Genomic DNA, 25,231 nt, shown 5'->3' with positions numbered 1-25,231 from the left:
TATATACAACTGACTACGCCAATTCCTTTTACAATGCCATGCTCATTGCCAAGGCGGTTCGGCGGACAGAGTACTCTTTCCGCCGACACGCCGCACTATACTGTCTCCTAACAATTTCTATTTCTTCTGAATATCTTTTATCTAAAACAGAATCATCAAATATAATATAAGCATCTTCATCTTTTTCAACTAAGTCTTTCACATTATCCCATAGTAAACGAGGAGTTAACTTCTCTTGTCTTAAATAATTGTTAATTTTATCATGACTAATATTCTGTAAATGTTCTGCTAAGTTTGTAATAGTATAGTTAATTTGGCTACTAAGCAGATACTGACAATAGTCTAGTTTTGTAAACTTCATATTAATTAAGCAATTAGTAATTAAAAGATGTTTTTATTCTCTCATCAAAGGAAGAATAGAAATATTTTTATTAGTTATGGTAATTGTAATAAAAAATCTATGTTTAATATTTATAAAATTTATGTTTAAAGCCGTTTTCGGCATTAATATCTGCTTTGAGCTTTACATTCTAGCAACGTTTACAGCCAAGACTTATTATTGTGGCGCCTTTGCATCATACAACTCATGTGGGGTATCGATGGCGCGGCTTCGCCGCGCCGAGACCGATTGTGCCAGTTGCGTAAGTCCTGTTAAATACACAAAACCCTTATTATTACAATGGTAGAGGAGTTGTATACCATAAGTTAAAAAAATTTAATGTAGCTGTTCAAGATTTTAATAAAGCTATTGATATCAACTCAAATGTCACATATTTTTATGGGAACAGAGGTAAAACTAATTATCAGCTAAAAAATTATCAAGCTGCAATCGATGACTTGACTAAAATAATTCCAGAAGAATCTAAAGATGGTTATTATTACAACTTACGAGGTTTTGCTTACTTTCAATTAGACAAACTTGAAGCAGCAATTAACGATTTTAATAAAGCAATTGAAATTAATTCTAAGGAGCCGACTTTTTATAAAAATAGAAGTGGTGTATACGAGCAACAGGGAAATATTCTAGCAGCTATCAATGATTTAGAAAAAGCTGCAACATTATATTTACAGCAGGGTGATAAGCAAGAATATGGTAAAAGGATAAATAAAATTAAGCTATTAAAGTCTAAGTAAAACAATTTAATAAATTATTCATTATTATAATATAATTTTAATCAAAAAATTATACTGAATTTAAAAATACAGCCTTAATTACTCGTCTTCCTCTTCAGGTGGACGGGTAAGAATATCAAGCAAAATACTGGCGCCTAAAAATTCCTTATTTACGTCAATTTCTTTGATGCGCGCGCAAATAGTTTTAGACTGTTCAATATCTCCAAGCTTTGCGAGCACTAATCCTGAAGCTGCATATGCATTTAGATAAAGTCGAATTTGCGAGTCTTCTTTACGACTTGATAACACTGGTCGAAGTTGTTCCCAGTTTTCGGGTAAGCTTTCTGAGTTTGTAATATTACTTATCACTTGACTAGCAGTACTTAGTGCCATTTCATAATTATTTTTGTAGTAGAAATAACGATATGCGGCGACTAAAACATCTATAGAATTATTTGTTTGAATTAGCGCTTCATTTATGTAGTGTTGTGATTTTGACGTATCTTGCCAATTATCTGCGGCAAGTATTAATAGTTGTTTAATATCATCCGGAACGTTAAACCAAGAAAACATAGAAAATTATGAAATAGGGAGTAGGGTGTGTGACGCCACCAACAAATTTTAAACGAAGCGGAGAACTCGTGGCGTCACGCACCTCTTATACACGCACCTCTTATAAACGATACTTAAAACTGAGTCATTATATACAAAAGCAAGAACAGGATAATCCAAATGATATCAACGAAGTGCCAGTAAATTTCTGCCATTTCGATACCTGTGTGTTTATGGGCAGAATAATGACCCTGGCGCCGCGACCGCCAAATTACACCCAAAATTAGTAACAGTCCGATAAACACATGTAAACCGTGGAACCCAGTCAAAATGTAAAAGCAATTGGAAAATATATTTGTCGTTAGACCATATCCCAAGTGCTGGTACTCGTAAATTTGACCTCCTAAAAACGTGGCGCCCATAATAGCGGTGACAAAGTACCAAAACCGCATTCCCCAAACGCTGCCACGCTTAATTGCTGCATCACCCAGGTGAATTACAAAGCTACTAGAAACCAGAATAGCAGTGTTGATAGCAGGTAAATATAACTCTACCTCAGTACCTTTGGGCGGAAAAACAGGAGTTGCCCCCTTAAAAAACAAATAAGTAGCAAAGAATCCGCCGAACATTAGCGACTCAGAAGCAAGAAAGGTTAACAAACCTATAACTCTTAAATCGGGGTGTTCTTCGTGATGAGATGTATCTGTTGGTGTTACTGCTGTCATAAAACTTAAAAGTGCGCTCGTGTGTGTAAACCGTAGGATAGGTGTCTCGCCTGTCCTTCCCTGCCGTTGTTTGTAGGACAGGCAAGATGCCTATCCTACGCGCTGATATCCGCCAAACTATCCGCGCGGTGGTTGTCGGTCAAACCATATTCATATGGGCCATGTGTGACAACGGGTAATTCTTCCCAGTTTTCAATTGCTGGAGGTGAAGCGGTTGTCCATTCGAGAGTTAGCGCATTCCAAGGGTTATCACCTGCAACTTCGCCTTTTCTCCAACTCTTAATTACGTTGTAAGTAAAAGGTATTACAGAGAAAGCCAACAAAAAGGCGCCATAAGTACAAAGCTGATTAATAGCTGTAAATTGTGGGTCGTACATAGCAACGCGACGTGGCATTCCTTGTAGTCCCAGTTCGTGCATAGGGAAGAAGGTGAGGTGAGTACCAACGAAGGTTAAGGCAAAATGAACTCGTCCCCAAGTTTCATCCAGCATTCTTCCAGTCATTTTGGGGAACCAGTGGTAAATACCTGAGTAAATACCAAACACTGAACCACCAAACAGTACGTAATGGAAGTGAGCGACTATATAATACGAGTCGTGAACGTGAATGTCGAAGGGAGTGGTTCCAAGCATTACACCACCAATACCCCCTAACACAAACATTGACAGTAAACCAATGGCAAATAGCATTGCACTGGTATAGCGAATTTTACCTTGCCAAAGTGTTGCAACCCAACCAAAGATTTTTACGCCAGTAGGCACAGCAACTAGCAAAGTGGAAATAGTAAAGAACATTCGCATCCAACCTGGAGTACCACTAGTAAACATGTGGTGAACCCAAACGAATAAACCTACTACACAAATTGCCAAGCTAGAGTAAGCAATTGCTTTATAACCGAAGATATGTTTACGTGAATGTACAGGAATCACTTCGGACATGACACCGAACACGGGCAGAATCATTAAATACACTGCTGGGTGCGAGTAGAACCAGAACAAGTGCTGATACAGAACGACGTTACCACCTGCATCTGGTTTAAAAAATGATGTGCCAAAGTTGATATCAAACAGTAATAAAACTAACCCCGATGCTAATACAGGAGTAGATACTAGTGCTAAAACCGATGTTGCTAAAATTGCCCAGCAAAATAAAGGTAGTTGATCCCAGCGCATACTAGGCACTTTCATTTTGAGAATGGTAACTACAAAGTTTACCGAACCCAAAATTGACGAAGTACCAACTAATACGATTGCTAAAATCCACAAACTCTGAGCAATTGGCGCCGTAATCAGTGACAATGGAGGATATGCCGTCCATCCTGACTGTGAACCACCAAAGAAAAAACTCACAAGTAATAGTAAACCAGCAGGTGGGTTAAGCCAAAACGCAATGGCATTCAACTTTGGAAACGCCATATCACGGGCGCCTATCATTAGTGGTACTAAATAATTACCAAAACCACCAATAGCGCTCGGCACAATCCACAAAAATATCATCACCGTTCCGTGATTGGTCATGAAAGCGTTGTATAAATTTGGGTCAAGAAAATCAGGGTCAGGAGTCGCTAACTCTGTACGCATTGCTACAGCCATCAACCCACCAATTAGATAAAAGGCAAATGCAGTAACTAAATACTGTATGCCAATTACCTTGTGGTCAACGTTAAACGTAAAGTAATCTTGCCATTTCCAAGCTTTTTGATGGGTGGTGTGATGTTCAGTTACCACCACACCTTCTGGTTTCTTACCAGGAGGAGTATTTTGTGGAAGTTGTAGAGTCATAAGTTTATTATTTTTCCTTCATTACTCATCTATCGCTCCTCCCTCTGTGCCCTAGAAGTCTCTGTGGTGAAATAAATAAATCTTTTTTACCACAGAGGCACGGAGAACACAGAGAGGAAGGTAGGGTGCGTCAAAGCCATTACAATCTTCAATAAAACGCTCATATTAATCTGCTTTGACGCACCTTACTAATGACTTTGTAAAGCTGCTACTATTTGTTGAGTTTGTATGCTAGCAACACGATTTGATTCCAGCCATTCTTTATATTCATCAGGTGTATGAACAATGACTTGGGAACGCATCGAACCGTGGTATCCTCCGCACAACTCAGCACAGACTATTGGATATGTGCCTGGTCTGGTAGCTTTAAATCTTAAACCCGTAGCTTGTCCAGGTATTGCGTCTTGTTTAAGTCGGAATTGTGGTATCCACAAAGAATGTATTACATCCGTAGCTGCAAGATTTACTTGAACATCGGCGCCCACAGGTACATGTAGTTCACCAGATGTAATATCAGTTTCAGGATAATTAAATATCCAAGCAAACTGCATACCTGTTACATTCACAACTAAATCAGCAGCTTTACCTAAAACTTTAGGATTGGCACCAATACCAATACCTGGTTGAGGAAAATTAACCAATTTTTTCACAGGCGTTTTAACAGGTGTTTCAACTGGCAACTCAATAGGTTCTTCGACAGGCGCTAGTTGTGGTGTTTCAACAGGCACTTCTTCTAATGAAGCTGAAGTTTCTTGACTATCTACGATTTTGTCAGTTGGTTCTTCAATAACTTGGTCTTGTGGAATTTCTTCAGTGAGCGCTTCAATATCTGAAGTTTGGCTCAATGTTCCAGCTAAGGCAGTTCCCTTAACTGGGGCAGCAGCATGTTCAGCCATTGAATGATGACCTACACTCAAACCGCCCATTTGCGTATAAACATCAACGCTGTATATTCCAAGCCCAATCACAATTATTGATGGAATCGCTGTCCAGAAGACCTCTAACGGGAAATTTCCTTCTATTAACGTTCCATCACTGTCATCACCTTGACGGCGCCGATATTGAAACATGAAAACGACGATGGCGCCTTGCACTACCAAAAACAATGCCGTGCCAATACCAACCAAAATTTGAAAAAATCTGTCTACCAGTGGTGCTTGTTCTGATGCTTGCACTGGTAGCAAGACTGCCGCGTGCTGACCTACCCAAATGCTTACAAGTGTAACGAGTACGCCAGCAACAAGAGTTAAAAGAGAAACAGGAACTTGTTGCATACTAAAAACGATAGTGTTGCTCAAATAATTGAAGGTTGATAGCTTGATAGCAATTTACTCTTACACCTTTAGACCTGTTTTTACTATTCTATTCTTGACATATATTCATCGATTTTAGTTATATTTTTAAGTTTTTTTAACATCCTAGTTTATAAAAATAAATATGTTTATTCTATACATTTATCTAATTTATTATGTATGAATGAATAACTATTATTACATCCAAATGCCTACCAACAAAAAAAACCATCTAGGGGTGATGGTTTAAAACGGTTATTTAAACTATTGTTAGTGTTTAATTGTCTACTGATGCGTGAGTGTAACAGTTTTTCGAGCAAATCTTGGCACAAGCTTCACAACCGATACAATTATCAGCATTTTTGATCGTCATCACTTTCTTTTCAATTTCATCATCTTCTTCATCTTCGACGAACTCGCCCTCTTCGTTCATCGCTTTTAATAGTAGTACGTCGTGTCCACAGATTTTGAAGCATCTGCCACAACCGATACATTTTTCTTGGTCAATTTCTTGAACAAATTTAGGAGTCCAAGTTTTACCACCCAATGTCAAACCTGTTAGTGTAGCCATGTGTTAACCTTAAGCAATTTTGTGTTGAACTGTGTGCAAGGTTTTACCCTACGCGCTCGTACTTTATTCACTCTCTACTTTTGATGTTAACAGATGATTTTTATCCAAAAAGTAACATTATTATCTGTGTTAAAAAAATAGTTGTTTCCAATTATTCATAGACATGCTTATTAAAATCTTTTTCTGTAATCTAATGCAAATATTTTCTACACTTACGTAGGTTGGCTTCGCCCCACTTACAAATATAAAGTGTAAGAGCATAAATTATATTATTTAAAAGTGATTGAGATTTTTTCTCAATTAATCAAAAGCAGAAGATAAAACTATTTACAAAATAACAATTAAAAGTATTGAACTATACAGATATTGTTCCTTTGCGCTTAAATGCTTATATTTACTTTTATAATTACTCTTATAATTCCTATCTTTCAGAAAAATTAATTTTTTTCTCAAAACGGTAATTTTCGTTACAAAATAATATTATTTATTATTTATTAATAATATTAAGAAAAGCAATAAAGATAAATCACTGCTCTAGGTGTTCCTCAATAACTATTAGTAGGTACAAATAAATAAACAGAAAAGATTAGTAAATTTTATTAGGGGCTATAAACATGGAAAATCAAGAAGTCTTGGCTCGTTACGAACAACTTTTCCAAGTTGATTGTGAGATTGTTATGAATAATAAAGATTCAGAATAAACAACAGAGCTAATAACCCTAAATAGTATTTAAATTAAAGTATTTTAACTTAATACTTATGTGGACTAACAATCCAAGCGTGGCAATTAATTTAGGGGCTAGTTCATAACCAAGCATACGAATGGAGTAATGTGGCGATTGCCTTATGCCTTACACAATTCCAAATAGCAGTTGCATTGAATGCGATAAATGTCGTCCTCAATGTCCTGTGGGTGCTATCAAGCTTGTAAACAACGAATACTGGATTGACTCTTGTATATGTAATAACTGTGAGGGTTTTTATTCCGAACCTCAGTGTTTGACCGTATGTCCGACCAATTCTCCTATTCCGTTACAGGTAAAACGGGGGAGATGCAAGATTGAACCGCGCGAAGCCACTAGTTCAAACTTATTTGCTAACGGCAAGAATAATCCCTTTGCTTCTGCTATTGCAATTTGGGAAGCTTCTAATGTTTTAGCACAACGCGCGTCTTTACCGTGGGAACAGGATGAAGATGGGTATATCTGCTATCGGCGCCAAGTTAACCAAGGTAAGGGTAACATAGCATTTCATCTTGCAGTACCGTTTAGTGAGAACCAACTAGCAACAACAGAAGCAGCAGTTGAAGCATTGGATATTCGCGCGGCACTTGTAAATCTAATTTTTGCAGCACATGCAACTGCGGTCAGCGAACCGTGGAAGCAAGAGTTTGTCATTGATGACAAACAAATCGAGAAATATTTGGGATTAGAGAAGCGTAAAGACCTCAACAAAACTGCGAAACTGACATTGATGAAAAACTGGGTTCGCAGTTGTTGTTCGCTCATGACATCAATTAGTTGGGCACAGCAGGGTCGTGTACCAGGATTTGAGATAGAAAAAAGTCCCTTATGGCACTTGGTTGATATTCAGCACCACTTTCAAGAAGACGACAAGGGATGTAAATATCTAATTGGATTAACTTTTAAGGTCAAAGCCGGAATTTGGGCGCAACATTTTCTAAACAAACAAGGCTGTAAACAGCGTAACGCCTATTTTCAATATGGTAGTCTACCAAAATCGCTGTTAAACACGGTAATGAGTATATGGCAACAACACGAAGGCGCCGCGCGTTTAATGCTGTGGTTATTATTCAAAACTAAAATGGGTAAAGAACAACGCATCACCGTACCTACATTACTGCGGGTTGCCTACGGAGAAAAAAAAGTTGCCACAGCTTGCCAACAGCGTGACGACCGTAAACGTCTATTGAAAACCTTTGAAAGTGACTTGGAAGTACTAAATCACTATGGCATGAAACCTAAATTCGACCCCATCACCTACCCACCAAACATTCAACCAATGTGGGCAAAGCTAGTTGATATTCCCGAAGACCCCGACGAAGCTATCGAATTTTGGATCAACGACGGAGGTGGTAACTCACGTCTCACCGACGCAGGTCCACGAGGTAAATGGAATTTGCTAATGAACGCGCGGATTCTATCATTCGACCTACCACCCGAACTTGAACAAGCACTATCCGAAGCTGAAAAAAAACACCTTTCCACAACAAAAAACCGAAAAAAGACTAAAACCACATCTGGACTAATAGGAGACCAAATTTCTCAAGCCAGAAAAAAACTTAATCTTTCTCAGCGCGAACTAGCTAAACTCGCAGGTAAAAGCCAAAGCTGGATACGCGACATCGAAAATGGGCGCCTCAAAGTCAAATCGGAAGACCAAACAGTTCTACGTAAAGTATTAGGCATCGCCTAATACGGCAAAGGGTAAAGGGCAAAGCCTAAAATGTTATCAGTTGCGTAAAGCGGAGCTTTTCCCTTGGGGTAAGGAAGAATCTTTATAATCACCATAGCTCCAACAATTACGAAATACTTCACTAAACCCAGCATTGCAATTAATAATTTTAAAACACCCTTTTACACTTTCCTTTGTCTTCTATGTGCCAACAACATTTTACAGGGTGGATTTACAGTTAAAATTGCTGCCAGGGAACATCTACTTTTTAACATAACCTAAAAATTTAGTAGTAAAAGTCTCAATGTATTATTCTATGTCAAGGCTAAATTATGTCAAATCCAGATGATTCATCGTATTTATACTTATTGATATCCAAATAATGCCAATTGATAATTATATTATTGCCTTGCAAATTACGTTTTAATTGCAGAACAATTAAAGACTCAATATTACTACTAGCGTAAGATGCATTACTAAGAGACTGATTTTTTAAATGAGTTAGAATATCCAGGCATTACACCTAGATACGTGTTAAAACCTGTACTATCGGGTTAAAAATATTTGTTCTGTCTGGGTTTAATAATTTGCTACAGTATGGTCAAAAAGTCGTGTTCGTTAACGATAAATCAAACCTTTGAAGTGGAGAATACAGGTTTTTATAATCCCTGGCTCAATGTCTGGTAAAAACTCCGAAAAAAGTAGTCTCCAAGTTAGATCATACTAAACAGGAGTAGTGATAAGTTGTCTGCTGCTTTATGATAAATTTACTACTTCTTTCTCTTATTTTCGCTTTATAGTTGGATTCACGTGAACGAGCAGTACTGAGATTTATTAGTAAACGATTATTAAGAAGCTTGCAAACATCAGTATTTAAGCAATTAAAATTTGTATCTGATGAATATAGATACTGAAATATGAGAGCATCTATTTCTGTAATTAAATTGCTAAAAACTTCGTCAACTTGAGCAATATCGAGTATCCGCGCCATCCGAACCGCATCGATTTCTGACAAGTCTTTTCGGCTAGCAATCAAGAAGTACTGATAAGCTAAATCCAACATAAATATATACCTTTTTTTTTCAGATTTAAAGTGTTCTTCGATATCCTATAGCTGTTCTAGAAATTTCGACCTAGATGATATTCAAAGGTGGGACTACCCACCTTCTTTAATGTCGATTAAAATAAGTTAGAATTGATTGATTCTACTACGCAGTCTAGAAATAGCTCGATGATATTGTCGAGAAATCGTGTTTACTGCTTGATGATTACTACTAGTTCCTAGCCCCATAATACGCAGTTCATCGGCGATTTCCCGGAAAGTATAATTTTTTACTGCTCTATCGTAGACAATAATTCTGTACCTTAGCGACAGATCTCTCCAAGCTGCTTTTAACTGTAGTAAAATTTCTGGTGGTATATCCGATAGCTCTTTATCAAAATATTCTTCTGAGGACATGTAAGAAAGTTTTTTCTGTAGTTGATAGCTACGTTCTTCCTTTCTCTGACACTCCCGCACAATGTTTAAGACAGTTCCTCTAATATAACTGGGCATGTTGTATATGATTGCGTTACTGCTTTCAATATTATGCCTAACTCGTCGCACGCTCTCGATCAAAATCTCTTGATAATCATATTTACCATATAAATTAAATTGCATAAGTCGCGAAATTACAAATGCTCTAAGCGCGTATTTGTCAACGCTTTTTTCGTTTAAAGCTTCCTCAAGAATTTGTTTTAAAATAAGTATGAGTAAGCTTTTTTGCCTAGATGAATTATCTTGATTCATTGCACTATCTCCTTTGATGGCTGCTTTTATGTATATGAATATATTCGAGATAATTGGACAAAATTTATTAGGGAGCAATGCGATTTTGTTAAATTAGAGTTTCATTCTAAACAATAAGCGTTGATTCTCAATAAAGTATCATTTTGGCGCCTATAATTACCCAAAATAGTCGATTTATACCCTTAATTTTTCGCACTTAACAAAATCGCGCTGCTCCCAATTTATATTAGACGAAATGCTATCAAAACAAATGTTTAATTTATACTATTTTGATGATATTGATTCTTAATTTTTATGTCATATTGCTAGTCAAAAAATCACTAAAAGGTATGGAGCATCCACTTGAACTGATATATCTTTTTAAGTAGACAGTAGTATCAAATACACAAACGTGCGTGGGTAGTATGTTTTTTCCAAAATAGGAGGTATCAAAAAGTAGGGTAAACTTATTCCGCTACACATATATGCTAAAGCTACCTAAAAAAATTAGCTTCAAGGAATACAGATTTGTAAATAAAGTACGGAAGAAGTATGAGTTAAAAACTTTATCAAAAGTATACGGAAATGTTACAACTATTTCATAGATATAGGGAAGGGGAAATTTTAGCAGAAAAGTTATCTACTTAAACTTCTAGTTCATTATCTTTCCTAGCGGTAACCTCTCTGAAGGTAATTCGCACTATCCAAGTGTTGACAGCAGCTTATCCAATTCAAACCTAGCTAAAAAGTAATGAAGGTATTCAATGATAACGCCTGTTACAAAGGCGCAGTTTCTAATATTGTAATCAATTCTGTGCCTGATTCCAATCCTTCCGAGAAACCCAGAAAGCGTCGCCCGAAAAGGCCAAAGCTTCCAAACTGGCGAAAACGACTTTTATTGGTAAAGGATGTTGGAACTGTGGTGCTAGTCGTAGTTAAGATTTTGCAAGAACTAGGATTGCTTTAGTTCAAAACGAGGTTTACTACCCTGTACCTATAGCTATCCAAGCTGTGGGATAGAAGTATCAATTCGCTCTGCCACCCGAACTTGAGCAAGTACTATCCGAAGCCGAAATAAAAGCATCTCGCTCGCCATAACAATTAACCGAAAAAATACTAAAACCACATCTGGGCTAATAGGTGAGCAAATTTCTCAAGCCAGAAAAACTTAATCTGTCCCAACGTAAACTAGCTCAAAATGCAGGTAAAAGACAAAGCTGGATACACGATATTGAAAGTAGGTATCTGAAAGTCAAATCAGAAGACCAAACAGTTTTACAGAAAGTATTAGGCATTGCGTAGGGACAGGTTATTTTACAAACATGATATAAAAACAAATCATCCAAACTACCCTCATAAACACTCAACATGGGGGTAAGCTTGGATAATTTGTAATGTTTAATTTACAATCAACATGTGGTACTAAAATTGATGGTACAAATTTAGATTAATATTTTATTTGTGGCGACATCGATAGGGCTAACAGTATAAGTGTGGATATCAATCAGCAAAAGGAACAATTTAGTATTACTTATATTAGAGCAGTTGCAGCAGTTGCTGGCTACTCGTTATATAGACCGGAAGTTGATGACGACAGTGTAGACTTAGGTATTGCTGCAAGGGGTAATTTTGGACGTGTCCTTTCCCCAAGGCTCGAATTACAGCTAAAATCATCATCAAGGGATATTATCGATGATAATGTTATCCGCTATCCTCTCAAACTCAAAAACTATAATGACTTGAGAATGGTGGGCTTTGCAACTCCAAGAATCTTAGTTGTTATGCTTTTGCCTGACAACACAGGGGACTGGTTGCAACAGTCGCAACAAGAACTTTGTATGAGGCACTGTGGATACTGGATTTCGTTACAAGGAATGCCAGAAACTCTAAATGCTGCTACTGTCACTATTACTATACCTAGGACTAGTGAATTCACGGTGGCTGCACTTACATCAATTATGCAAGGTATTGGGCAAGGAGTAGAACCATGAAAGTGACAGCACGTAATCCAGAAATTTTAAAGTCTGTAAAGTTAGAAAATTTAAGAAATTATTTACTTGACTCTGGTTGGCATGAAGACCGTCCTTTCCTTAATAACGCCACTATTTGGTTGAAGCAAGAACCTAACAACGGTGAATTTGAAATTTTGCTTCCTTCAAGGCAAGACGTAGGAGATTATGCGATTCGAGTTGGTGAAGCAGTTAAAACTCTAGCAGAAGTTGAGAATCGTACACCAATTGGAATTTTAGGTCAGCTGCTTACAACATTTCCTACCATTCAAATTCAAGGATTTGTTTCTCAAATTCAGGCGCCTATTGAAAGATTCGATGAAAATAGTAATGGTAAAATAACACTATTCGGTGTAATTTTTGACAAGTTACGAAAAATTAATGCCTTGCTCGCCGATGACTATTATACTATCGCGATGAAGGCTTATCAAGAACGTTTACCAATTTTATGTGTAGGTAATTTGACCAAGGTAGATGATATTTTGATTTTGAATGATTTGCAAAAATTTGAACTAGATAATATATAGTCAAAATTAAATTCTTGTTACATTTCATCCTGTTCCATAATTTTAACGGCGCCAGGAGCAAATTGATATGGGTCAAGAAGATAGATATCATTTTCTTGTAGTGCTTCCAGTAGTATTAACTAAATATCTTCATACATGACTTCATTGTTTTCTCGAATTTCTATTAAGGTTGCTAGCAGTTTTGCGGCGCCGAGTTCCTCTAAATGTCGCAGTGGACAAGCTAATATTTGATTAGTTAACTGCAAACGCAGTTTAAATGTTACACTTTGCACAAACAAAGGCAAGCAATAGCTGGCAAACAGTTATATTAACTAGCATTAGAACGGATAGACTAATATAACCAATTATAGTCAGTGTATTTATGTTAACTTTCTCAGCTATGGCATAATTTACTAATCCAATTAGTCCTGTACTGCTTACCCCACTGATAAGACCCGCAAAAACAACACCCATAAATGAAGTTCTAGAGGTTTTCTAAAGTAGCAAAAGAAGTTTCATGTCACCGTACTTTAAGAGTTTTTACCATGAGCAAGATATTTGCTTTTATACTAATAATTTTACTTAGCTTTATAATTACATATCCTGCTCAAGCTTTTACCTGTCGTAATTATAGTGGCCATCAGGTTTGTATTCACAGCATCAAAAGAAGCGCCAAAAATCACTGGGAATATCGTGCATCGGTAAGTATTGACGGCGCCAAAAAACCTGTTGAACTTTATAATTGTCGTCAGCAAATTTATACTCAAAGTAATGGCAAGGTTATATCGTTCGGAAAAGATGACGCAGGCGCCGTAATTTGCAGCTTTTTCAAGAAGCGTTAGCCTACATTTCAATGAAAAGTATTAATTAGGGGTTGCTGAATAGAACTATAACCTTTGCCATGTAGGGGTTTTAAGCATTTTGATTCCAAGTATGTGCGCGCGTATAGGCGCCTTATCGCTCAAAATGCGTGCATTTGGGTGGAAAAATTAGGGCTTGATTTGTAAGCCAACCTCCGAAACAACCATTTTTTGTACTGTGAGCGCGTCTAGATTCATTTTGTTGAGTTTTTCAGCAAGGCCTAATTAAAGTCAAAATACCTATAATAATTTCCGATTAAGGAATTGATGCAAATGCCCACGTGTTTAAATTGCGTGCGTTTACTAATGACTTTAATAAATACTACGATGCTGAAGTAGCAATCAACTTAACTATAATTCATCTGCTCGAAAACGAATCAATCGAACAATCAAAAGTATCGCTCATTGCAGATGCTAACAAATATTAGTTAAAATAACTAAAAGCAATCTTGAAGCGATAATTTTGGTTTTCTTGCGTCCTGGCTTTGTGCCAAGGACGGAGCAACCTTGAGGTTTTAATTGTAGCTGTAATCAACTGCACGCGCACTTACTATTTGCGGCGCCTCAACCTTCAAAATCATATTATCGCACCGTGTACTCAAAAACGGCACCCCTAAATTCAAACAAGCAAACGGACTTTCTGGGGGAACTTCTAATTTAGAACCAATGAAACCAATATTAAACTCAAACTCAGCCGCAAAAGTCATTATATTCGCATCTTTGGTACTAAAACTCAACCCTTTTAACCACTGGCGCCAATTAAACCAACTTTTATTATTGAAATCAAGTGTACACAGAGTTTCATCTCCTTGCTGTACAGCAACACGCTTATCGAGCCAAGTAAAATCAGCAAGTTCCTTGGGTAATCCCCAAATTTCTCGACCACCTGCCACCGAGTCAGAATTATCTACATATATATGTGTTACCCAAGCACCAATCTTACCTTGATATTTAACAAAAGCTGGTGCAACAATTAACTCGCTATATTCAAGTATCGAACCTGGTTGGTAATTAGATAAATATATTGCACCAACTGTTTTACCTGGAAAGACCGAAAAAATTTCAAACTCAGGAGGAATTAACGCACGAACACGGTTAGTATCCACTAAATGTAAAGTTTGCACCGCATAACCCTGCAAACTCCAAGGCGCCACTGGATATGTCATATTTACCCTCGCTAATACCAGCAAAGTATATACCGCGTCCGATTGCTGGTACTACTGTCGAAGGTTTTAAGTTTGTAAATATAAGCTTTTTCGCTCACTTTCCCCCAAAGTACTACTGGTTAACTCACGCCCTTGTATTAAATATCGTGATTGCTAATTTGCTATAATCGTCTGCTTTACATCTCAATAATTCTTCCTTTGTGTTCTTTGTGCCTTTGTGGTTCATTCATACTCTCTCCTCTGTGTTCTCTGTGTCTCTGTGGTAAATAAATACACCTTATAATTATGGGACGGGCAAGGATGCTTATTCCACAGGATAGTTAAACATTCCACAAGATAGTTAATTAAATTTTTAATCACTAAGAAAAATTAAAACCCACATTAGCATTAGCCAATGTGGGTTTATTAAAGTTCCCAAGTTCAACCTGGGAACAAACTAAGACAAGATTACTTAGATTCAGTGAAGTCGGCATCAATAACGTCATCACCGCTACCACCACTTGAGGCGCCACCAGCAGAACCAGCGTCAGCACCAGGGGCACCAGCACCAGGGGCACCTGCTTCACCACCTTGCTGTTGATAAATGCTGCTACCAACTGCAAATAGTGCTTGTTGCAATTCAGGCATAATACGCTTGATTTGCTCGTCGTCTTCTTTTGCAACAGCGTCCTTGAGGTCTTTGACTAAACCTTCAACTTTGGTTTTGTCAGCTGCGGGTACTTTGTCACCAAGTTCTTGAATTTGTTTCTCTGCTTGGTATGCCAAAGAGTCAGCTTGGTTTTTACGGTCGATTTTTTCACGACGTTCTTTGTCAGTTGATGCGTTTTGTTCTGCATCACGTACCATGCGCTCAACGTCGTTCTTGTCGAGAGTCGAGGCGCCAGTAATACTAATGGACTGTTCCTTACCTGTGCCCTTATCTTTCGCGGTTACGTTCAAAATACCGTTAGCGTCGATATCGAACACAACTTCAATTTGGGGAACACCACGAGGTGCAGGAGGAATACCATCAAGACGGAAAGTTCCTAAGCTCTTGTTGTCGTTGGACATTTCACGCTCACCTTGAAGAACGTGAATTTCTACGTTTGTTTGTCCGTCAACTGCGGTAGAGAATACTTCTGACTTCTTGGTAGGAATAGTTGTGTTACGAGGAATAATCTTGGTCATGACACCACCCAAGGTTTCCACACCTAGAGATAGTGGTGTTACGTCTAACAATAAGATACCAGTAACGTCACCAGCCAATACACCAGCTTGAATTGCGGCGCCAACAGCTACCACTTCATCAGGGTTTACTGTTTGGTTAGGGTCTTTACCTAATGCAGTCTTAACTAACTGTTGTACTGCGGGAATACGAGTCGAACCACCAACTAGTACAACTTCATCAATATCAGTCTTGCTGAGTTTTGCATCGCGTAACGCATTTTCAACAGGAATGCGGCAACGGTCGATCAAGTCAGAGCAAAGTTCCTCGAAGCGAGCGCGTGTTAGCGTTGTGTCAAGGTGCTTGGGACCATCTTGTGTTGCAGTGATGAAAGGCAGGTTGATTTCTGCTTGAGTAACGCTCGAAAGTTCAATCTTTGCCTTTTCTGCAGCTTCTGTTAAACGTTGTAAAGCTTGTTTGTCTTTACGAAGGTCGATACCTTCCGCTCTGCGGAATTCTTCAGCGAGGAAGTCAACGATTTTTTTATCGAAGTCGTCACCACCTAAGTGGGTGTCACCAGAAGTTGCAAGTACTTCAAATACTCCATCTCCTACTTCGAGGACAGATACGTCGAAAGTACCACCACCAAGGTCAAATACAAGGATTGTTTCATTACTCTTCTTATCAAAACCATATGCTAACGATGCAGCAGTAGGTTCGTTGATAATCCGTAGTACTTCAATACCTGCAATTTTACCTGCGTCTTTGGTTGCTTGACGTTGTGAGTCGTTAAAGTAAGCAGGTACGGTAATTACTGCCTGAGTGACATTTTCACCGAGATACTTACTAGCGTCTTCAACTAGTTTACGCAGAACTTGTGCAGAAATTTCTTCTGGTGCAAACTGCTTACCTGACGCAGGACAATCTAATTTAACGTTTCCACCGCTTTGTAATACTTTATATGATACTTCCGTAGCTTCATTTGTAACTTCCTCGAAGCGGCGCCCGATGAAGCGTTTTACAGAATAAAAAGTATTTTCAGGGTTCATTACCGCTTGACGTTTGGCAATCTGACCAACCAAGCGGTCACCGTTTTTCGCAAACGCGACAACTGATGGAGTGGTGCGAAAACCTTCAGCATTAGCAATAACTGTGGGTTTACCACCTTCCATTACTGCCACGCAGGAGTTAGTTGTTCCTAAGTCTATTCCAACTACTTTTGCCATTGTAGGTGCTGGCTCCGTGTTAACTACAAATTAATAAATGGACGTAATAAGGGCGAGAAATTTGAATCAACTGAGCTGCTATCGGCAGTCAGTTCAGCACTTGAAACCTTTATTTTTGGCTTTCAGGGGGTGAAAACCCATAACTATGCTGATATATATACTGAGCCTGTGTAGGCTGTCCATGAAGGGTGGTTTTCCGAACAATATTCAGGGCGGTCATCCAGTTCCACTCCATGCAGTACCTCACTCACTCGCAATTTGTTTTATTTCACTTCGTCTAATGTATGAGAAATAATACTTTAAGTAATTCGCGTCAACCGTAAACCCTAAGTGGTGTTTGCCGTCAAACTTCATCACAGGAGCAATATTTGGCATAAATATTAGGTATTACGTAGGATTTTGAGGTGACTGGTACGCAAAGAGTGAAATACCGTAGGCGCCCTCAAAATACCTAACCTTAGATGCAGGATACAAGTTCGCTCCTTCAGCTAACGTAAACGAATAAATCAAAATTGACCTCAAGCCAAGACGCTTATTGAAACGCTATATCAAGATCAAGCAATAGGACGATTGAACATGACGAACTCAAATGGAAATAACAGTGACAGCATTAAAAAAGTTCGAGAATTAATCAAAGATATTGACTTTGCTATGCTAACGACTATTGACAGCGATGGCAAATTACACAGTCGCCCAATGTCAACCAATAAAGAAGTCGAGTTTAATGGAGATGTATGGTTTTTTACCTATGCAAGCTCACTTAAGGTCAATGAAATTAATCAGCGGCACGAAGTAAACGTTAGTTATGCTGACCCGAAAAAACAAAGTTATGTTTCGCTGACTGGTACAGCAGAAATTGTTAGAGACAAACAAAAACTGGAAGAACTTTGGCAACCCCAGCTCAAAGCATGGTTCCCTAAAGAGCTTGAAGAACCAGATATTGCTTTGTTAAAAGTCAACGTTGAAAAAGCTGAATATTGGGATTCCCCTTCAAGTGTTATTGCAAATGCAATTAGTTTAGTAAAAGCTGTTGCAACTGGCAAACCTGCTAGTAATGTTGGTGAACACGAAAAGGTAGACTTGAAATAATATCATGTCCGGTTGATTGCCCAACCCTGTAGAGACGTTACATGTAAAGTCTCTACAATATATTTATTTATTAGATGGCATATAAAAAGAGTTGACTGCTGCCTGACCAGTGTAATTGGCGCCTGCACAATCATCTGCACCCAGATATTCTAGTTCAAACATAACCTCTTGGCGATTCTCAACAGACAAAAGTTTTTTTCGATTATTATATTTTAATCCGGCATTGCTAAATAATTTTATTGACATTGGCTTAACTTTACCGCCTTCAACAATCCACAAATTTGCCAAGTCAAGATGTGCAACTAAAATTCCATTATCGGTTAGCCAAGATGCTGCGCCTTTAAGTACCTTAAGCTTATCACCAATATAGTGTAGACCATGAACGCAGGTAATTAAATCAAACTTTTTGCTGGTGGTAAAAGTATGAACGGAATTGTTGATAAGTTCCAAGCTAGTTAACTCTGGTGAATATGGATAAAACTGGGAAACAATATCCACTCCAACTAGGGATGTTTGGGAAATAAGTTCCGATTTATACAGAGACTCCCCTGCCTGAATTAATGCTCGTCCAGTACCGCAACAAACATCCAACCAAGCTGCACTTTTCTGATTTTGAATTCGGGTTGTTATAAAGCTTAATGGATTAAATCCTAGCTCTTTAACGTAACTATTGCTACCCATAAGCTGACGTTGCCTATTCATCAAGCAATTAGCAACAACTTCTGATGATTCAAGTTGGGCATCAGTCAACAAAGATTTCATAGTCGGTATAAATAGTTTTTTGTACTTGAAATTAAAGATTAAAAAATTAGCATCCGAAAGGAAGTGTACTGTACCAGATTTGGTTCGCGAAGCCCTTGAACAATATTTAGCGCGCGAGCTTTAAAAACTCTCAAGTACGGAACCTAACTATTGCTCCATGTTTTTGATGTTGGGTTCCGTTCCTCCACCCAACCTACGATTGGTAGGCGCCTTTTACGACTAACCAGTTACTAGCAATTGGCATTCGCCATCCTGTACCGAACGCACGGTCTGTAATTTTGATCCCAGGAGGCGCCTGTCTTCGTTTAAATTCTGCGCGCGCTACCATTTGAATGACTCGGTTGACTGTAATAGCGTCATGTCCAGCAGCTACTATTTGAGCCGCAGATTGATGGTCATGTATGAGTCTTTGTAAAATATCATCCAAGATTTCGTATGCTGGTAAAGAATCTTGGTCTAACTGTCCGGGCTTTAATTCTGCACTTGGTGCTTTTACTAATATATTGTTCGGGACAATTTCTGATTTCGAGTTCAGCCACTGACATAACGAATAAACGCGCGTTTTTGGAACATCAGCAATAACTGCGAGTCCCCCATTCATATCACCGTATAAAGTACAGTAACCTACAGCCATTTCTGATTTATTACCTGTAGAAAGCAGCAGATAACCAAATTTGTTAGCCACTGCCATTAGTAAATTACCGCGAATTCGAGATTGAATATTTTCTTCCGCGAGTCCAAATTCAGTTCCTGCAAATAAACCAACTAAAGCATCGTCAAACCCTTGCATCAAGCTGCCAATGGGAATAGTTTGCGTTTTTATACCGAGGTTGTCACCTAGTGCTAAGGCATCACTAATTGAGTGGTCGGAACTGTAGGGTGAGGGCATCAGAATACCGAGGACATTTTCTTTACCAAGGGCAGCAACGGCAATAGCGGCAACTAGGGCAGAGTCTATGCCACCACTTAAACCTAAAACAGCTTTGGAAAAGCGGCATTTTTGAGCGTAGTCACGAACTCCTAGCACTAAGGCACGCCAAATTTCTTCGTCTTCACTTTCAAACTCTGAACTAATTGAACTTGGCAGTAAGTCTTGGCGCCCCCCTGAACAGTTACTATCAAACTCAATATAAGATAAATCTGTATCAAAGCCCAACGCACGACAAACGATTTCTCCTTCACGGTTGAGTGCAAAGCTGTTGCCATCAAATAATAAATCATCGTTACCACCAACTTGATTAACGTATATTATTGGGTGCTTATATCGAATCGCACTGTAGCGTAGCATTGCTTCGCGTAACTTTTGCTTACTAACACTGTAAGGAGAAGCTGATAAATTGACGATAAAATCTACACCTAGAACTGCTAAATCTGCAATTGGGTTGATGGCATAACTACGTTTACCCCAGTACTCTTCATCATTCCATAAATCCTCACAGATAGTAACACCAATATTAACGTTATCTAAAGTGAAGTGATTAGCCTCTAATCCTGGTTCAAAATAACGACGTTCATCAAAAACATCATATGTTGGTAAAAGACGTTTGTGAAAAATTTGTTTGATACTGCCTTCGTCAAGCAGTGCCATACTATTAAATAAGCTCTTACCACCGTTAAGATGAGCTTTTGCATTAGCTTCCACAGTGCCAACTAATACAGCTAAATTCTGTGGAACATCTTTAGCTAATTGTTGCAATATATTATCCATTGCTTCCACAAAGCTAGGATTCAATAATAAATCTCTAGGTGGATACCCACACAGCGATAGTTCTGGAGTTAACAATAAGCGGGCGCCTTCTGTTGATGCTTTTCGTGCAGCCTCAAGAATTCTTGCGGCATTACCTGGTAAATCACCAATGATAGGATTAAGTTGCGCGACTGCAATTTTCATAATTTTTTATAAATTTTGGTATGGTAGAAAGATTTGCAACGGATAAGAGCGGATGTAACGGATAATTGATTGGTTTCCCACAGAACATCTTAAGAAAGTCTGACTTAATTATCATGAATAAACCATCCGTTACATCCGTTACATCCGTTGCCAAGATTACCCTCTTTTTAAATAAAAACTAGAGGTTTATCTTTGAGGGGTGCAAAAGCTTCAGCATTAAAGCGATAAAGACTCGCTGGGCGCCCAGCACCTCTTGAAACCTTAACACCTGTATCTAATAAAAACCCTAATTTCAGAAGTCGGGAACGGAAATTAGAATAATCTGAAAAATTCTCACCCAATACTGTTGTATATAACTGATATAAATCATTGAGTGTAAACATCTCTGGTAATACATCGAATGCAACAGGACTATATTCCAATTTGTTTTTCAGGCGCCGATGTCCGTATGTCAATATTTCATTGTGGTCAAATGCGAGTTGTGGTACTTCCTTGACAGGATACCAAGCAATTCCAGTAACTCCATCAGCTATTAATTCAGCTTCTTCAAACCTAACTAAAGCAAAATAACTAACCGATAAATATCTTACTCCAAAACTAGTACTGTCTTCTCTGGGGTCACGCTTCGGTCCACCAAATGTATATAATTGTTCTAGGTAAAGATTATTCACCCGAATTTTTTCCGACATGATTCTATATGCAGCATCTTCCAGCGACTCTCCTTGTCGTACTAGCGTACCAGGTAGACTCCAAGAATTTAAGAATGGCTGCTGCTGCCGCATCACTAATAGAACTAATAGCCGATTTTGAGCGGTGTCTACTGAAAATATCACATTATCAACGCCAACTTTGAAATCTGCCAAAGGTTGTTGATTTAGCAAACGTTCAGGCAATTTTGAGTTACGTCCGGGCATTTGTACAAATGCTGTTGATTGATATATTCGATTACAGATGGTGTTAAGGCATCAGAGTTGCCATTTTCCCGGTAGGATGTAGAGGAAACATCTAAACCAGTTATCGGCGCAATAATTAACTTGGCGCCAAGTTGCTGTACTCCTTGCAAGCTATTTTCATTTATTGCATATCCGGGACGAGGTACTACTAAAAGTTTAACCTGTTGCAATAAATCTTTAATTCGATACCAACGTGGTAGTTGAGTTAGCAAATCTGAACCAACTACTAGAGTATACTCTGCATTTTGCCATTTATGGTTGGCTTTCTCTAGAGTTTCTAAGGTTCGTAAGCTACTTAAACCTTGTTCTAAATATACATTATGACGCTCTGAATCGATACCCTCAATCAACATTTGTAACATTATCACACGATGCTCTAATGACACTTTATGTGATTTAAAAGGATTTTCCGCTGCCCATACCGCAACTAAATCAAAACAGCTTGACAACCATTGTAATACTTTATGGTGTCCTGCGGTTGGTGGGTCGGCACTTGTTCCAAACAATGCTATTTGCATAAGTAGATTATTTGATTAACTTCTAGCTTTTTACTGTTGATTGGTGCTTTTTAGTTATTTCAGTCAACTGCTTTAAATCCGCTGATATTTCAATTTCGGGTGCGTGGGGGTTTTCTATTTGCCTTATTTGTTCTGGTAAGCTTGCTACTTCTTGCCGTGTTCGCGTTTTAATAGTAGCTAAATCTTCTTTCTGCTTTAACCGTATACCTTCTTTGATAAAGAGTTCTAATAAAGGTTTTCCTTCTAATGGTGCTTCTGTTACAAGTCCCAAACGGTCGCTTTCTAGTTTAGTACTATTGTCGTTCTTTACATAGCAACGGTAGATTTGTTTTTGTCCAGGGTACGTAGTTTTACCGCTCGACTCCTTCATCACGGGTATTCCATCTATATCTACCAACTTGTAAACTCCATTTACAGGAGAACCCGTTACTAGTTTTGTTCCTAAACCATAACCATTAATCTGGGCGCCTGCTGCTGAAAGGCGTTTAATTTCAAACTCGTCTAAATCTCCGCTGGCAAAAATAGGCACTGTTGGTAAGTAAGAACGAACTTTATTTGATAACTCTACCAAATTTCCAGAGTCAAGCCTCACTCCCGCTAACTCAATTTCTCCAGCGTTGACTTTTTTGCTTAATCTTTCAGCTGCCGCCACCGTATCATAAGTGTCAATCAATAATGAAGCACCAGGAAAATGGTGATGAAATGCTGTAAAAGCTTGGTCTTCGCTACCTTCGAGTGCTGAAAGTGCCATTACTAACGCATGTGCCATCGTACCACTCGGCTGCGTGCCTAATTGTAACGCAGCAAACACAAGAATCACAAGCTGCGGGATTCAACCGAGCGGCTGGCCAATTACCTGCTTACCCAGCGCGCCCGTCAGGGCGAACGAAACGACATTGTGCTTCCGCACGAGAAACGCGTGCTCGCTGCCCTTCTCGGGATGACCCCGGAGAATCTGTCCCGCGCTTTTTCGAAACTCTCGGACAAGGGCGTCAGCGTTGAGGGCGCACATGTGCGTTTCGACAACATCCCGGCGCTTGAACGCCTCGCACGACCAACGCCCTTGATCGACAACCACTATGCTCAGGACTGCAATACCAAGGGCAAGGCCTTCACCGAACGCCAGCAGGGCTTGCTGGATCAGAAGAAAGCCTAACCGCCTGTCTGCGCCAGGTTTCTGATATCGCCCGGATCGGCGTGATGGAGGTTGTGGGTTGCCGGTTTCAGGGTGAGCGCTTCCACGATCCTGCGTTTTAGCACTCCAGTGTCATGGTCGGCCTGAAGCAGGTCGCGCAGGTCGCAGCCGCCTTGTCCGAAAAGACATAGTCTGAGCTGGCCGCGCGCCGTCACACGCAGCCGGTTGCATCCATCGCAGAAGCCCGGCCCATAAGGAGCGATCAGGCCGATCCGGCCGAGATGTCCGGGGTGGGTGAACTCAATGGCAGGGCCATCATCCTTGCCTCGCGGGCGGGCGGCCCAGCCATTATCGTCCAGCCACTGACGCAGGATCCGGCCGCTCACATGCTGGTCCTCGAAGAACGCCTTGTTGTCGCCCGTCCGCATCAACTCTATGAACCGGACAGTGATCGGCCGCTCACGAACAAAATCCGTCCAGCGCGAGAAGTCATCCTCGAGCCCGTCTCGAAGGAGGACCGCATTCACTTTGACGGCCTTCAGGGGCAGACTGAGAGCCCGTTCCAGCCCGGCGAGGACATCACTCAATCGGTCATGCCCCGTAATGGCATGAAACATTTGCCGGTCCAGCGAGTCGATGCTCACATTCAGGTTCGTCAGCCCGGCCCCGACCCATTCATCAACCTGACGCACCAGGTTCCAGCCATTTGTGGTCAACGCGACCTTGTCGATCCCGGGCTGTGCCGAAACCCGGGCAATCAGCTGCGTGAGGTCCTTCCGGACCGCCGGCTCACCGCCGGTCAATCGTACCTTGCGAATGCCGAGCTCTGTGAAGCCACGCACAAGCCGCTCGATCTCATCGGCGGCGAGAAACTCCAAGGAGCCGGTTTTCCGGTATCCATCGGGCAGACAGTATGTACACCGAAAATTACAGACCTCCGTCACCGAAAGCCTCAGATAGCTGAACCTGCGCCCGAAAGCGTCCGCCGCGAATGCGCCGGGATGAGACATCGCGTGGCTCCTTTCCAAGCACGGGAGGCGGCAGGGTTTCCCGCTGCCACCCACGGCCGGTCAGCCATGATGCGACAAGCATTTTAGGCGGAACGGCTCGGAGCGAATTGCAGACACGATATTCAGGGGGCGGTTTGCGGTCTTTGACGCACTCGCATCCGCGGATTGATCCCAATCAAGTGACCTGCATGGAGCCGTCAAGACAAACGATCGGGCCGCGGGGCCAGCAATCTCGGACCGTAGATGACTGTGAAGAGCCCGAATGCGCCTGTCCAGAACACGCTTGCGAGATAGTTCGCATGGACCTGAGGCGCGCCGTCCAGGAATGGGGCCGCAATACGTGCCACCGCCGCGACGTTGATGAGCGCATATATCAGGATGGTGCCCCAGCCGGCATGCAAAGCGCGGCCCGTGTGTCCGAGACTCGCCCGCGTCATGACCGCCAGGGTCATTACACCGATCGCGCCGGCTCCGGCGGCATGAACGCCGGAAACATTAGGAACGTGGACCGGAAACAGGCCGCTTATACCCAAAAGGATGAGCGGCAGCGCCCCCCAAGCATAACCGATGTGGAGGATGGTCACGAGCGGTTCAGCGAATGTGCGCTGCCCCTGCCATCTCGCAAGCCGCACGATATTCAGGACACCCGCCAGGACGAGCAGACCTGAGACGAGAACACCCCCGTCGAGTATGGCCCATGCCCCCAGGGCAAAAAATGAGATGAGCAGCACAATCCCATCATAAC

25 protein-coding genes, 3 pseudogenes and 1 riboswitch are annotated in these 25,231 nt (G+C 40.2%); of the genes and pseudogenes, 10 read left to right on the top strand and 18 right to left on the bottom strand.

Annotated elements, in window-relative coordinates; all coding sequences use genetic code 11:
* Positions 1-361 (bottom strand): annotated as a pseudogene (locus AC2JBO_RS26215) (hypothetical protein); the annotation flags it as partial.
* Between the two features lie 287 nt (positions 362-648).
* On the opposite strand from AC2JBO_RS26215, the pseudogene AC2JBO_RS26210 reads away from it, so the two are divergent.
* Positions 649-753: pseudogene (locus tag AC2JBO_RS26210) on the top strand (hypothetical protein); the annotation flags it as partial.
* 84 nt (positions 754-837) lie between these two features.
* Positions 838-1,134, top strand: a complete 297-nt coding sequence (locus tag AC2JBO_RS26205) for a tetratricopeptide repeat protein (RefSeq protein ID WP_496956567.1) — start codon at positions 838-840, stop codon at positions 1,132-1,134.
* Between the two features lie 78 nt (positions 1,135-1,212).
* On the opposite strand, the gene AC2JBO_RS26200 is transcribed toward AC2JBO_RS26205, so the two are convergent.
* From AC2JBO_RS26200 to fdxB, 5 genes are all read right to left on the bottom strand, one after another.
* Positions 1,213-1,686 (bottom strand): hypothetical protein, encoded by a 474-nt coding sequence (locus tag AC2JBO_RS26200; RefSeq protein WP_496956566.1) that lies wholly within the window; start codon positions 1,684-1,686, stop codon positions 1,213-1,215.
* Positions 1,687-1,799: 113 nt separating this feature from the next.
* On the bottom strand, positions 1,800-2,390 hold the full coding sequence (locus AC2JBO_RS26195; protein ID WP_496956565.1) for a cytochrome c oxidase subunit 3: 591 nt from the start codon (positions 2,388-2,390) through the stop codon (positions 1,800-1,802).
* A gap of 95 nt (positions 2,391-2,485) precedes the next feature.
* Positions 2,486-4,171, bottom strand: coding sequence for a cytochrome c oxidase subunit I (ctaD, locus tag AC2JBO_RS26190; RefSeq protein WP_496956564.1), 1,686 nt, complete (start codon positions 4,169-4,171; stop codon positions 2,486-2,488).
* Positions 4,172-4,359: 188 nt separating this feature from the next.
* On the bottom strand, positions 4,360-5,445 hold the full coding sequence (locus AC2JBO_RS26185; protein ID WP_496956563.1) for a cytochrome c oxidase subunit II transmembrane domain-containing protein: 1,086 nt from the start codon (positions 5,443-5,445) through the stop codon (positions 4,360-4,362).
* Positions 5,446-5,740: 295 nt separating this feature from the next.
* Positions 5,741-6,034, bottom strand: a complete 294-nt coding sequence (fdxB, locus tag AC2JBO_RS26180) for a ferredoxin III, nif-specific (protein ID WP_496956562.1) — start codon at positions 6,032-6,034, stop codon at positions 5,741-5,743.
* 846 nt (positions 6,035-6,880) lie between these two features.
* Between fdxB and AC2JBO_RS26175 the strand changes: the two genes are divergently transcribed.
* Entirely contained in the window at positions 6,881-8,470 is a 1,590-nt protein-coding gene (locus tag AC2JBO_RS26175) for a helix-turn-helix domain-containing protein (protein ID WP_496956561.1), read from the top strand.
* Positions 8,471-9,167: 697 nt separating this feature from the next.
* On the opposite strand, the gene AC2JBO_RS26170 is transcribed toward AC2JBO_RS26175, so the two are convergent.
* Both AC2JBO_RS26170 and AC2JBO_RS26165 read right to left on the bottom strand, forming a co-directional pair.
* Positions 9,168-9,512 (bottom strand): hypothetical protein, encoded by a 345-nt coding sequence (locus AC2JBO_RS26170; RefSeq protein ID WP_496956560.1) that lies wholly within the window; start codon positions 9,510-9,512, stop codon positions 9,168-9,170.
* 126 nt (positions 9,513-9,638) lie between these two features.
* Complete coding sequence (locus AC2JBO_RS26165; protein WP_496956559.1) at positions 9,639-10,238, bottom strand: RNA polymerase sigma factor; 600 nt, start codon at positions 10,236-10,238, stop codon at positions 9,639-9,641.
* 1,119 nt (positions 10,239-11,357) lie between these two features.
* Here AC2JBO_RS26165 and AC2JBO_RS26160 point away from each other — a divergent pair.
* The 3 genes from AC2JBO_RS26160 (at position 11,358) to AC2JBO_RS26150 (ending at position 12,753) form a co-directional block, all read left to right on the top strand.
* Positions 11,358-11,519, top strand: coding sequence for a helix-turn-helix domain-containing protein (locus tag AC2JBO_RS26160; protein WP_496956558.1), 162 nt, complete (start codon positions 11,358-11,360; stop codon positions 11,517-11,519).
* Between the two features lie 191 nt (positions 11,520-11,710).
* Positions 11,711-12,208 (top strand): DUF4365 domain-containing protein, encoded by a 498-nt coding sequence (locus tag AC2JBO_RS26155; RefSeq protein ID WP_496956557.1) that lies wholly within the window; start codon positions 11,711-11,713, stop codon positions 12,206-12,208.
* Complete coding sequence (locus tag AC2JBO_RS26150) at positions 12,205-12,753, top strand: hypothetical protein (protein WP_496956556.1); 549 nt, start codon at positions 12,205-12,207, stop codon at positions 12,751-12,753. The genes AC2JBO_RS26155 and AC2JBO_RS26150 overlap by 4 nt, the downstream gene beginning before the upstream one ends.
* 119 nt (positions 12,754-12,872) lie before the next feature.
* Here AC2JBO_RS26150 and AC2JBO_RS26145 read toward each other — a convergent pair whose 3' ends face one another.
* Positions 12,873-13,025, bottom strand: a complete 153-nt coding sequence (locus AC2JBO_RS26145; RefSeq protein WP_496956555.1) for a hypothetical protein — start codon at positions 13,023-13,025, stop codon at positions 12,873-12,875.
* Between the two features lie 252 nt (positions 13,026-13,277).
* On the opposite strand from AC2JBO_RS26145, the gene AC2JBO_RS26140 reads away from it, so the two are divergent.
* Positions 13,278-13,574, top strand: coding sequence for a hypothetical protein (locus tag AC2JBO_RS26140; RefSeq protein WP_496956554.1), 297 nt, complete (start codon positions 13,278-13,280; stop codon positions 13,572-13,574).
* 299 nt (positions 13,575-13,873) lie between these two features.
* Complete coding sequence (locus tag AC2JBO_RS26135; RefSeq protein ID WP_496956553.1) at positions 13,874-14,020, top strand: hypothetical protein; 147 nt, start codon at positions 13,874-13,876, stop codon at positions 14,018-14,020.
* 87 nt (positions 14,021-14,107) lie between these two features.
* Here AC2JBO_RS26135 and AC2JBO_RS26130 read toward each other — a convergent pair whose 3' ends face one another.
* Both AC2JBO_RS26130 and dnaK read right to left on the bottom strand, forming a co-directional pair.
* Entirely contained in the window at positions 14,108-14,758 is a 651-nt protein-coding gene (locus tag AC2JBO_RS26130) for an acetoacetate decarboxylase family protein (protein ID WP_496956552.1), read from the bottom strand.
* A gap of 447 nt (positions 14,759-15,205) precedes the next feature.
* Positions 15,206-17,128 carry a molecular chaperone DnaK gene (dnaK, locus tag AC2JBO_RS26125; RefSeq protein WP_496956551.1) on the bottom strand — a complete coding sequence of 641 codons (1,923 nt, stop codon included), beginning with the start codon at positions 17,126-17,128 and terminating at the stop codon, positions 15,206-15,208.
* A gap of 576 nt (positions 17,129-17,704) precedes the next feature.
* Here dnaK and AC2JBO_RS26120 point away from each other — a divergent pair.
* Positions 17,705-18,217 carry a pyridoxamine 5'-phosphate oxidase family protein gene (locus tag AC2JBO_RS26120; protein WP_496956550.1) on the top strand — a complete coding sequence of 171 codons (513 nt, stop codon included), beginning with the start codon at positions 17,705-17,707 and terminating at the stop codon, positions 18,215-18,217.
* 63 nt (positions 18,218-18,280) lie between these two features.
* Here the strand turns inward: AC2JBO_RS26120 and AC2JBO_RS26115 are convergent, their stop codons facing one another.
* The 5 genes and pseudogenes from AC2JBO_RS26115 to AC2JBO_RS26095 all read right to left on the bottom strand — a co-directional run.
* Positions 18,281-18,979: a methyltransferase domain-containing protein gene (locus AC2JBO_RS26115; protein ID WP_496956549.1), complete on the bottom strand. Its 699-nt coding sequence runs from the start codon at positions 18,977-18,979 to the stop codon at positions 18,281-18,283.
* A 193-nt stretch (positions 18,980-19,172) separates the two neighbouring features.
* Entirely contained in the window at positions 19,173-20,870 is a 1,698-nt protein-coding gene (locus tag AC2JBO_RS26110) for an NAD+ synthase (protein WP_496956548.1), read from the bottom strand.
* A gap of 167 nt (positions 20,871-21,037) precedes the next feature.
* A complete protein-coding gene (locus AC2JBO_RS26105) occupies positions 21,038-21,784 on the bottom strand; it encodes an NUDIX hydrolase (RefSeq protein WP_496956547.1) in 747 nt (248 codons plus the stop codon).
* Entirely contained in the window at positions 21,745-22,341 is a 597-nt protein-coding gene (locus AC2JBO_RS26100) for a nicotinate-nucleotide adenylyltransferase (RefSeq protein WP_496956546.1), read from the bottom strand. Before AC2JBO_RS26100 ends, AC2JBO_RS26105 begins: the two co-directional genes overlap by 40 nt.
* 22 nt (positions 22,342-22,363) lie before the next feature.
* Positions 22,364-23,152, bottom strand: a pseudogene (locus tag AC2JBO_RS26095) (beta/alpha barrel domain-containing protein); the annotation flags it as partial.
* 12 nt (positions 23,153-23,164) lie between these two features.
* On the opposite strand from AC2JBO_RS26095, the gene AC2JBO_RS26090 reads away from it, so the two are divergent.
* A complete protein-coding gene (locus AC2JBO_RS26090; protein WP_496956568.1) occupies positions 23,165-23,497 on the top strand; it encodes a helix-turn-helix domain-containing protein in 333 nt (110 codons plus the stop codon).
* Here the strand turns inward: AC2JBO_RS26090 and moaA are convergent.
* On the bottom strand, positions 23,494-24,486 hold the full coding sequence (gene moaA, locus AC2JBO_RS26085; protein ID WP_496956545.1) for a GTP 3',8-cyclase MoaA: 993 nt from the start codon (positions 24,484-24,486) through the stop codon (positions 23,494-23,496). The genes AC2JBO_RS26090 and moaA overlap by 4 nt on opposite strands.
* Positions 24,478-24,601, bottom strand: a riboswitch (molybdenum cofactor riboswitch). It overlaps the preceding gene by 9 nt.
* A gap of 82 nt (positions 24,602-24,683) precedes the next feature.
* Positions 24,684-25,231 (bottom strand): NnrS family protein (locus AC2JBO_RS26080; RefSeq protein WP_496956544.1); only part of this gene is annotated, 548 nt, incomplete at its 5' end.

The organism is Calothrix sp. CBUCES-K 9914 (assembly GCF_059640475.1).
This window is presented reverse-complemented; position numbering and strand designations above follow the sequence as displayed.